The sequence below is a fragment of the Nonomuraea insulae genome (assembly GCF_042656245.1).
In genome coordinates, this window is record NZ_JBHSPA010000079.1 from 134,881 (window position 1) to 144,137 (window position 9,257).

8 protein-coding genes are annotated in these 9,257 nt (G+C 68.8%); 2 read left to right on the top strand and 6 right to left on the bottom strand.

All coding sequences use genetic code 11. The annotated features are described in order from the left end of the window. Positions 1-16: 16 nt before the first annotated feature. Entirely contained in the window at positions 17-1,012 is a 996-nt protein-coding gene (locus tag ACFPZ3_RS52045; protein ID WP_379521878.1) for a LacI family DNA-binding transcriptional regulator, read from the top strand. A gap of 1 nt (position 1,013) precedes the next feature. Here the strand turns inward: ACFPZ3_RS52045 and ACFPZ3_RS52050 are convergent, their stop codons facing one another. Then, positions 1,014-1,541, bottom strand: coding sequence for a carboxymuconolactone decarboxylase family protein (locus ACFPZ3_RS52050; protein ID WP_379521879.1), 528 nt, complete (start codon positions 1,539-1,541; stop codon positions 1,014-1,016). Positions 1,542-1,594: 53 nt separating this feature from the next. On the opposite strand from ACFPZ3_RS52050, the gene ACFPZ3_RS52055 reads away from it, so the two are divergent. Beyond that, positions 1,595-3,061, top strand: a complete 1,467-nt coding sequence (locus ACFPZ3_RS52055; protein WP_379521880.1) for a nitrilase-related carbon-nitrogen hydrolase — start codon at positions 1,595-1,597, stop codon at positions 3,059-3,061. Positions 3,062-3,117: 56 nt separating this feature from the next. On the opposite strand, the gene ACFPZ3_RS52060 is transcribed toward ACFPZ3_RS52055, so the two are convergent. The 5 genes from ACFPZ3_RS52060 to ACFPZ3_RS52080 all read right to left on the bottom strand — a co-directional run bounded on the left by ACFPZ3_RS52060 (position 3,118) and on the right by ACFPZ3_RS52080 (position 9,025). After that, positions 3,118-4,626 (bottom strand): glycoside hydrolase family 13 protein, encoded by a 1,509-nt coding sequence (locus ACFPZ3_RS52060; protein ID WP_379521881.1) that lies wholly within the window; start codon positions 4,624-4,626, stop codon positions 3,118-3,120. A gap of 3 nt (positions 4,627-4,629) precedes the next feature. Next, on the bottom strand, positions 4,630-5,562 hold the full coding sequence (locus ACFPZ3_RS52065; RefSeq protein WP_379521882.1) for a carbohydrate ABC transporter permease: 933 nt from the start codon (positions 5,560-5,562) through the stop codon (positions 4,630-4,632). After that, a complete protein-coding gene (locus ACFPZ3_RS52070) occupies positions 5,559-6,425 on the bottom strand; it encodes a carbohydrate ABC transporter permease (protein ID WP_379521883.1) in 867 nt (288 codons plus the stop codon). The genes ACFPZ3_RS52065 and ACFPZ3_RS52070 overlap by 4 nt, the downstream gene beginning before the upstream one ends. Positions 6,426-6,430: 5 nt before the next feature. Further along, positions 6,431-7,753: an ABC transporter substrate-binding protein gene (locus tag ACFPZ3_RS52075; protein WP_379521884.1), complete on the bottom strand. Its 1,323-nt coding sequence runs from the start codon at positions 7,751-7,753 to the stop codon at positions 6,431-6,433. A 285-nt stretch (positions 7,754-8,038) separates the two neighbouring features. Further along, on the bottom strand, positions 8,039-9,025 hold the full coding sequence (locus tag ACFPZ3_RS52080; protein WP_379521885.1) for a LacI family DNA-binding transcriptional regulator: 987 nt from the start codon (positions 9,023-9,025) through the stop codon (positions 8,039-8,041). Between the last annotated feature and the right edge of the window lie 232 nt (positions 9,026-9,257).

Here is a 9,257-nt window from a genome sequence, read left to right on the forward strand (position 1 = left end):
CCCTTCTGGTTATCTCATGAGACGCCCGACGCTCGAGGGCGTCGCCGCCCGCGCGGGCGTCTCGCGGGCCACCGCCTCCCGTGTGGTCAACGGGCAGACGACGGTGGCGCCGCACATTCGCGACGCCGTGCTGCGCGCGATCGACGAGTTGGGCTACGTGCCCAACTCGGCCGCGCGCAGCCTGGTCACCCAGCGCACCGACTCGGTCGCCCTGGTCGTCAGCGAGCCGGGGACACGGGTCTTCTCCGAGGATCCGCTGTTCTCCACCGCGATCAGGTCGGCCTCGCTGGAGCTGGAGGCGGTGAACAAGCAGGTCGTGCTGATGCTGGCCTCATCGGCCAAGAGCCACGCCCGGGTGGAGCGTTACATCTCGGGCGGCCACGTGGACGGCGTCATGCTGATCTCCATGCACGGCGCCGACCCGCTGCCCGCCGCGCTGTCACGGCTGCGCGTCCCCGTGGTCTCCTACGGGCGGCCGGCCGTGCCGGTGGACATGCCGTTCGTGGACAACGACAACGTGGGCGGGGCCGAGGCCGGGGTCCGGCGCCTGGTGGAGATAGGGCGGCGCAGGATCGCCACGATCGCCGGGCCGCAGGACATGATCGCCGGGCAGGACCGGCTGGCCGGCTACCGCAACGTGCTGCGCGACTCCGACTGCCGCTCGATCGTGGCGGTGGGCGACTTCACCCGCGAGTCGGGCGCGGTGGCGATGCGGCAGCTCCTCGGCGACGATCCCGGGCTGGACGCCGTCTTCGTGGCCAATGACCTGATGGCGGTCGGGGCGCTGCAGTCGCTGCGCCTGTCCGGCCGCCGGGTGCCCGACGACGTGGCGGTGGTGGGCTTCGACGACATCGAGGCGGCCAAATACACCGAACCGCCGCTGACGACGCTGCGGCATCCGGTCATGGAACAGGCGGCGGCCATGGTGCAACTGCTGCTCAACCTGTTCGAGGGCGGCCCGACGGAGCCGGTCATCCTGCCCACGGAGCTGGTGATCAGGGAGTCCGCCTAGCTCACACGCGGAAGACACGGAGCTGGAGGGCCAGCGTGGTGTAGTAGCCGACCAGCGTGGTCAGCTCGAACAGCTCGCGCTCCCCCAGCGCCGCGTACTCCTCGTCGTCCAGATCCCCCTTCGCCACCAGGGCGCGGGTCACGGCGAGCACCGCGGCCTCGGCCGGGTCGGGCAGGGCCAGGGGTGAGCCGTCGCGCAGTGCCTGGAGTTGCTCCTCGGTGAAGCCGAGGTCGCGGGCGATCGGCTCGTGGGCCGCGCGCTCGAACGCGCTGTCCTGGTGCCCGGCCACGACCAGGACGGCCAGCTCCCGCGCCCGGTCGGTGAGCGAGGAGCGGTAGCGGATGGCCGCTCCGAGCTCCTGCAGCGGGTCGCCGACGGGCGGGCTGAGCAACATCGCGTTGAACGGCCCCGTCAGCCCTCCCTCCGCATCGACCATGAACGTGCCGCGCGGCCCGGAGGTGATCTGGTCGTAGAGCGCCCGGGCCTCGGGGTCCAGGTCGTGCGGGGGCGTTCTGCGCAGCCGTGCCATCTCGTGATCGTATCGAGTTGACGGCGTAAACAATGCAAGTTTACGGTGTATACGTGAATCAGGGGATGAGATATTCGGTCGTGGCGGTGGGCGTCTCGGCGGTGCTGTTCTTCTTCGGCACCGGGTTCGCGCCGATCCCGGCGCTGACGTGGATCGCGCCGCTGCCGGTCCTGTGGCTGGCGTCCCGCGTTAGCGGGCGGGCGGCCTTCGGGGTGGCGTTCCTGGCCTATCTGCTGGGGCAGGCGGGGCAGTTCGAGTTCTTCCTGCGTACGCCGTCGGTGCCGTTGCCGGTCGGAATGGGGATCCTGGTCGGGAGTTCGTTATTGTTCGGGCTGGTGGTGCTGCTCTTCCGGGCACTCCTGCGGCGGGGTCAGGGGCTGGCGGCGGTGTTCGGGGCTCCGGCGGCCTGGGTGGCGGCGATGCACCTGGTCACGCTGGTCAACCCGTCGGGGATCATCTGGCCGCTGGCCACCAACCAGGCCGAGATCGTGCTGGTGACCCAGATCGCGTCGGTGACGGGGGCCTGGGGGGTGGAGTTCCTCGTGCTGCTGGTGCCCTGCGCGGTGGCGGCGGTGGCGTCTCCGGGGGTGCGGCTGCGTACCGGGGTGGTGGCGGCGGTGGTCTGCGGGCTCACGCTGGGGTTCGGGGCGTGGCGGCTGGCCGGAGCCGGGGACGTGGACGGGACGTCGCGGAAAGTGGCGGTGTTGTCGTCGACGCGGTTCCAGTGGGCGCCGGACGCGGCGAGCGCGGGCGGGCGGGACCTGGTGCGGGCGTACGCGGAGCGGATCGCGGCGCTGCCGGAAGGAGTGCGTACGGTGGTGCTGCCCGAGGCCACGTTCGGCACCGACGAGAGCAGCCTGCCGGCCGTCGTCGGATCGCTCACGGAGGTCGCGCGCCGGCAGGACGTGGACGTGGTGGTCGGGATCCTGCACACGACGCCCGCCATCAAGTACAACTACTCGGTGTACCTCCCGGCCGACGGGTCGAAGCCCGTTTACTACACCAAGTGGCACTTCGCGCCCGGGGAGCCGTTCAAGCGGGGCACGGAGCTGGCGCTCGCCGGCCGGATGGGGCTCGCGAACTGCATGGACCTCAACTTCGCAGCCCCCAGCAGGGACTACGGGCGGGCGGGGGCACGGTTGCTGGCCGTTCCCGCGGCCGACGAGTTCGGCAACGGGTGGCAACACGGGCGGATGGGGCTGTTGCGGGGGGTGGAGAGCGGGTTCTCGCTGGCCTGGGCGGCGACGTGGGGCAGGCCGATGATCTCCGACGCGTGGGGGCGGGTGCTGGCCGAGACGGACACTGAGGGGACGCGGGAGCCGTTCGTGGTGGCTGTCGCCGACGTGCCCGCCGGGCCTTCCGGTCCCACGTTGTACGCGCGGTTCGGCGACTGGTTCGGCTGGGTCTGCGTGGCCGGGACGCTACTGCTGATCCTGCTCCTTCGCCGCCGTGATCGTTTCCTGGACCGTGAGCGTGATGATCTCGTTGTCGCCGGGGCCGATCGATCGGGATCGGCGTAGTTCGGTGCGGCGGGGAGCACCCCGAGCGGCGCGAAGTCCGCTCGGGGCGCGCGTGATCAGGTCAGCCAGGCCGTGGTGTCGGAGGGCAGGAGGCCGTCCTCGACCGGGCCGCTGGCCAGCACGACCTCGCCCGCGGGCAGCGGCACCGGGTCGGCGCCGAGGTTCGTGACGCAGGTCAGGCCGGAGTCCCGGGTGAAGGCCAGGACCTGCTCGCCCATCGGCAGCCAGGTCAGTGTCCCGTCCCCGAGCAGTTTCCGGCGCAGGCCGAGTCCCGTGCGGTAGAGGCTGAGCATGGAGCCCAGGTCCGTACGCTGGGCCTCGGCCGTCAGCTTGCGCCAGCTCTCCGGCTGCGGCAACCACGGCGTGCCCGTGCCGAAGCCGAACGGAGGCTCCTCGCCCGACCACGGCAGCGGGATCCGGCAGCCGTCGCGGCCGGGGTTGGTGCCGCCGGAGCGGGCGTACATCGGGTCCTGACGCACCTCGTTCGGCAGGTCCTCCACCTCTGGAAGGCCCAGCTCCTCGCCCTGGTAGACGTAGACGGAACCGGGCAGGGCCATGGCCAGCAGCGCCGCGGCCCTGGCCCGGCGGTAGCCGAGCTCCGGGTCCGACGGCGTGCCGTGGAGGGCGCCCCCGTGCGCGAACGTGGTGTCGATGCGGCCGTACCGGGTGACCGGCCTGGTCACGTCGTGGTTGGACAACACCCACGTCGGCGGGGCGCCGATGGGGGTGTGGGTGTCCAGCGTCAGCTCGATGGACCTGCGCAGGTCGGCCGGGTCCCAGGCGCAGGACAGGAAGTCGAAGTTGAAGGCCGTGTGCATCTCGTCGGGGCGCAGGTAGCGCGCGAAACGCTCCTGGTCGGGGAGCCAGACCTCCCCGATCAGGATGCGCTCGCCATACTCGTCGGCCACCTCGCGCCACCGGCGGTAGACGTCGTGGACCTCGTCGAGGTCTTCGTAACCGGTGCCGGACTTGTAGAGCAGGGCCGCCGAGTCGATGCGGAAGCCGTCCACGCCGCGCTCGAACCAGAAGCGCAGCACGTCCTCGAACTCCTGGTGGACCTCAGGGTTGGCCCAGTTGAAGTCGGGCTGCTCTGGGGCGAACAGGTGCAGGTACCACTGCCCGTCTGGCACCTGACTCCAGGCGGAGCCGCCGAAGATCGACTGCCAGTCGTTGAGCGGCTCGTCGGCGAACCAGAACCGGTCCCTGGCGGCCGGGTTCTCCAGGGCCTCCTTGAACCAGGCGCTCTGCGTCGAGCTGTGGTTCGGGACCACGTCGATGATGACCTTGATGTCGAGCTCGTGCGCCTCCACGATGAACCGCTCGGCCTCGGCGAGCGTGCCGAAGACCGGCTCGATGTCCCGGTAGTCGGCCACGTCGTAGCCGCCGTCGGCCATCGGCGACGGATACCACGGGTTGAGCCAGATGGCGTCGATCCCGAGCTCTTTCAGATATGTCAGGCGAGAGCGCAGGCCGGCCAGGTCGCCGGCGCCGTCACCGTTGCCGTCGGCGAAACTACGCAGGTAGACCTGGTAGATCGCGGCCCCCCGCCACCACGTTTGCGACATGCGCTATCCCTTAATGCTTCCGGCGGTGAGTCCCGCCATGATGTGCCGTTGGAAGATGAAGAAAACGATGATCATGGGGATGCTGGTGATCAGCAGACCGCCCATGACCTGGTTCTGGGTGACGGCCCCGGCCGTCTGCGACAGGCCCACGCTGATCGTCATCCTGTCGCTGTCCGTCATGACGAGCAGCGGCCAGACGAAGTCCTTGAACGAGGTCACGATCGTGAGGATGGAGACCACCCCCAGGATCGGCCGGGAGATCGGCAGGATCACCGAACGCAGGATCCGCACCGCCCCCGCGCCGTCGATCTGCGCGGCCTCGATCAGTTCCCGGGGGATCGAGTCGAAGAAACGCTTGAGCAGGAAGATGTTGAACCCGTTGGCCGCCGCGGGCAGCCACAACGCCCACGGGCTGTTGAGCAGGCCCAGGTCCACGACCGTGACGTACAGCGGGATCAGCACGACCATCGCCGGGATCATCAGCGTGGCCAGCATCATGGCCAGGATGACGTTGCCGAACTTCGGCCGCAGCTTCGACAGCGCGTACGCCGCCGAGACGTCCACGGCCATGCAGACGATCCAGCCGCCCAGCGAGTAGTAGGCGGTGTTCGCCAGCAGCGTGCCGATGTCGAACAGGTCCCACGCCTCGAAGAACGCGTCGGGCGTCGGATCGGCCGGAACGAGCGTCGGCGGCATCTGCGCCAGCTCCTCCGGCGTCTTGAGCGCACCGGTGATCATCCAGTAGAGCGGGAAGACGAAGGCCAGCGTGAACACCACGAGGATCGCGGCGAGCACCAGCCAGTAGATCCGCCTGCCCCACCTGCTGTTGAGCTGATGAGGCGAGACGATCGTGCGGAACTGCACCTCGATCGGCTTCGGTGACCTCTTCTTGCCCCGCTTGTGCTGGGTGGTAGCCCCGGCTCCGACGGAGATCACGCCTTGTCCTCCCTGGTCAGCCGGAGCTGGAAGGCCGCGAAGACGAGCAGCACGATCATGAGCATCATGCCGAGCGCCCCGGCCGAGCCGTAGTCCTGGAGTGTGAACGCGTTCTGGAACATCAGGTACGCGACCGTGACCGTCGAGTTCTCCGGCCCGCCGCCGGTCAGCATGTACGGCTCGATGAACACCTGCATGGTCGCCACGATCTGCAACATCAGCATGAGCAGCAGGATCAGCCGCGTCTGCGGGATCGTGACGTGCCTGATCCGCTTGAAGATGCCGGCCCCGTCCAGCTCCGCCGCCTCGTACAGCTCAGGCGGGATGTTCTGCAGCGCGGCCAGGTAGATCAGGGTCGCGCTGCCCATGTTCATCCAGGTCGCGACGATGACCAGGGAGATCAGGGCGGTGGCCGAGCTGTCCAGCCAGGCCAGCGACGGCAGGCCGAAGAAGTCGAGCACCTGGTTGAACAGCCCGGGCCCCGGATCGTAGAACCACCTGAACAGCAGCACCGCCACGATCGGCGGCAACATCACCGGCAGGTAGACCACGAACCGCAGGTAGGCCCGGGCGTGGCGCAGCTCGTTCAGCACGAGCGCGACGACGAACGGCACGGCGTACCCGAACACCAGCGCGAGGAGCGTGAACTCCAGGGTGTTCAGCCAGGCTTCGCTGAACGCCGGGTCCAGGAACGCCGTCTTGAAGTTGTCCAGGCCCACCCAGACCGGTTCGTTGATCAGGTCGGTCTTCTGGAAGCTCAGAATGAACTCCCTGACCATCGGATACCAGGCGAACACCGTGAAGCAGGCCAGCGCCGCGCACAAGAACCCGTAGGCCGTCAGATTGCGCCTCAAGATCTGCATAGAGGTCAGCCCTTGGCCGCCAGCATCGAGTTCGCCTTGGTCTCGGCGTCCGTGAGCAACTGGTCGACGCTGGCGCTCTCACGGCTCAGCACGCCGGACATCGCCACGTCGAGGATGGCGTACAGCTCCTGCGCGTGCACCGGCTCGGCCTTCGGCGGGATGGTGCCGGCGGCCTGGACGTAGGAGTCGTAGTTCGCGACCGGGAGCGAGGCGTTCTTCACGCGGTCGGCCTGGATGGCCTGCCCGGTGGGAGAGTCACCGAAGACGGCGTTGTCCGGCACGCCCACCGGATTGCCGATGCTCTTGCCGCGGGCGAAGTCCCAGCGGCCCTTGCCGACGGTGTTGAACCGGTAGTCGATCCACTCCAGCGCGGCCTTGGCCTCCTCCGGGGTGGCCTTCGGGTTGATCATGAACGCTTCGCCGCCGCTCAGCGACGCCTTGCCCTCCGGGAAGCCGGTGATGCCGTAGTCGGCGACGTTGCCCTTGAACTTGTTCACCACGTCGGTGACCACGTCGGGTGCGCCGAGCATCATGCCGACCTTGCCGCTGCCCATGGCGACCATGAGCGACTCCCAGTCGACCAGCAGCTTGGTGCCCATGCTGTTGTCCGTCCAGCGCATGTCGTGCAGGTTCTGCAGCACGGCCTTGCCCTCGGGCGAGTTGAACGCGGCCTTCTTGTCGTCGGGCGTCAGGATGGCGCCGCCGCGACCGTAGATGGCCTGGGTGAAGTGCCAGCCGCCGGTGTTGCCGCCGGAGTACTCGCCGTACCCGACGTAGCCCTGGCCCAGCCCGGCGATCTTCTTGGCGGCGTCGCGGACCTCGGCCCACGTCTTGGGCGGGGTGTTGGGGTCGAGCCCGGCCTTGGTGAACAGGGCACGGTTGTAGACCAGGCCCACGCTGTAGTGCACGTTCGGCACGCCGTAGACCTTGCCGTCCTTGGTGACCAGTTCCTTGTGGTCGGCGCGCAGGTCGTTCCAGTTCTTGATCTCGCCGGTGTACTGCGTGATGTCCAGCGCCTGGCCCTTGGAGATCACGTCGTTGTAGTTGGTCACGGGCACCACGAAGGCCGTTTCCATCTGGCCGCCGGCCAGCTTGGGGCCGAACGTCTTGGGGTCGAAGCACGGTTGCTGGTCGGTGCTCTTGACCGTCACGCCCGGGTGGTCCTTCGTGAACGTGGCCACGTCCGCGTCCCAGGCTTCCCGCTCCTTCGGCGCGGACTTCGCCGGCTGGCAGGCCACGGTGATCGACACGGCCTTGGCGCCGCCACTGGCGTTGGGGGTGGCCGGCTCGCCGCCCGAGCCGCACGCCGATGCCGTGAGTCCTAGCACGGTTACGAGCAAGAGTCCGGTGGATCTCTGCATGGTCTTACCCTTCTGATGCGAGGTGCCCACACCATAGGATCAGCGACCGAAGTGCGCAATATTTCGACTTCATATTGCAAGATAACGACTGCATCACGTTGACCCTCCCGCTGGACAGGGGTGGGGTCCTTCCGGGAGCGGACCGCACGAAACACCCCGCCGCAGGAGGCTGGGAAGGGCGCCCACTCGGGACGCCGTACGGGGTTTCCTGAGGAGACGGGCGCGGACGAGAGCTCGCCGCGCCCGCCGCTCTCAGCGCGCGCGCGTTGTCGAGGCGCGGACGACCAGCTCCGGTTCGAACAGGAGCTCGTCCGCCGGTACGACCGCCTTGTCGATCTGGGCGACCAGGAGGTCCACCGCGGCGCGGCCCATGGCGTCGATGGGCTGGCGGACGGTCGTCAACGGGGGTTCCGTGCAGTTCATCAGGGCCGAGTCGTCGAAGCCGATGACCGAGATGTCGGCGGGCACGGCGAGGCCGGCGCGGCGGGCGGCGCGGATCGTGCCGAGGGCGAGGATGTCGCTGGCGCAGATGACGCCGGTGACGCCGCGTTTGACCAGGCGGGCGGCGGCGGCGTGACCGCCCTCCAGCGAGAACATCGTGTGTTCGACCAGCTCCACGTCCCCGCCCCCGGCCTGGAAGGTCTCCAGTTTGCGCCGCGAGGGCATGTGGTCCTTGGGCCCGAGGACCATGCCGATCCGCTCGTGGCCGAGCGCGCGCAGGTGGGCGATGGCCATCTCGGCGGCCACCACGTCGTCGCAGGACACCTGCGGGAAGTCGAGGTGCTGGACGGCCGCGTTGACCAGGACGGTGGGCAGTTTGCGCTCGTGCAGCAGCTCGTAGTGCCCGTGCGCGGCGTCGGCCTGGGCGAACAGGCCGCCGGCGAAGACCACGCCGCTGACCTGCTGCTGGAGCAGGAGGTCCACGTAGTCGGCCTCGGAGACCCCGCCGACCGTGCGGGTGCACAGGACCGAGGTGAAGCCCTGCTGGGCCAGCGCGCCGCCGACCACCTCCGCGAAGGCCGGGAAGATCGGGTTCTGCAGTTCGGGGAGCACGAGGCCGACCAGCCTGGCCCGGTCGCCGCGCAGTTGCGTGGGGCGCTCGTAGCCGAGTACGTCGAGGGCGGTCAGCACGGCTTCGCGGGTCGCGTCGGAGACCCCAGGCTTGCCGTTGAGCACGCGGCTCACGGTCGCCTCGCTCACCCCGACCTTCTTGGCCACCTCTGCGAGTCGTCGTGTCATGCGCAAACTATACGGCCTTCCGCGCAAGCGCTTGCAATGGCTTACGTAGATCGGACGTAGGGGCTTGCGACACGTCCACGACGGACTTCTGACCCGAGACCACTGTCTGACCAGCGCTTCGATCCTGCACGACACGACGAATGTCAGTCAAATGTTTGCGAAATCTCGTCGCAATATTGCGGCAATCTGCTCGGCATCTTATGGTTCGGCCATCCGCCTTACCCGAAGGGCC